Here is a 692-nt window from a genome sequence, read left to right as displayed (position 1 = left end):
GCTGGGCTCGGCTTGCGGCTCAGGTGCCTCAAGCTCGGTGCCTGCTGGTGCGACATGGGATTGAATCGCCCCAGCGGCGCGAGCGGCTGGGATGTTGTTGGTCAGGGTGTTGGTTGAGCCGGTGAGGATGTTCGCTTGCACCGTGGGCGGGAACAGCGCGTTGCCAATGCCTTCGCAGATATTGCTCAGCCCTTCGTCGGCCCCGGTCTTGCTCATGGCAAGGCCAACGACGGCACCCACCACGGCGCCGAGCAGGAAGCAACCTAACCCGCCTGTGGCGACTGTGATGCCCGTAGCCGCCACCACCGCAGCCGTCGCTAGGGCGGTAATCGCAATGTTGGCTGCTACCTCCAGCACGCCTCCAAGAATGTCAGCCATCATTGAGGTGTGGTCCAGCGCATCGCCCAGCCGGGCGGCCCAGAGAGCGTCAGACATGCAGTTCGCTCATCAAGCCGGAACGTCAAACAACAACGAGCCCTTGATCGTCGCCCAATGCGCTGCTTCAGCATCACCGAGCTTCTCGGCTTTGACGTAGCTCAAGGCAAGCATCTTGCGCGTGCCGGGCAGTACCAGGGCGAGCTGAAACTGGAAGACCTTTTCGTTGCCCTTGTTGAACTGGCTGCGCAGCTCGATGCCTTCGACTTCCTGATTGGCGCCCAGGCGCACGGCGACGCCCGGTTGAGCGCGCAGGT

2 pseudogenes are annotated in these 692 nt (G+C 63.0%); both read right to left on the bottom strand.

Annotation, left to right across the window (positions count from 1 at the left end):
* Positions 1 to 435: pseudogene (locus tag GSM73_RS26645) on the bottom strand (type IV secretion protein Rhs); the annotation flags it as partial.
* 12 nt (positions 436 to 447) lie between these two features.
* Positions 448 to 692 (bottom strand): annotated as a pseudogene (locus GSM73_RS01500) (DcrB-related protein); the annotation flags it as partial.

The organism is Pseudomonas sp. PICF6 (genome assembly GCF_009831705.1).
GTDB lineage: Bacteria > Pseudomonadota > Gammaproteobacteria > Pseudomonadales > Pseudomonadaceae > Aquipseudomonas > Aquipseudomonas rhizophila.
Note: the sequence above shows the minus strand (reverse complement) of the source record. Positions and strands in the feature narration are given on the sequence as shown.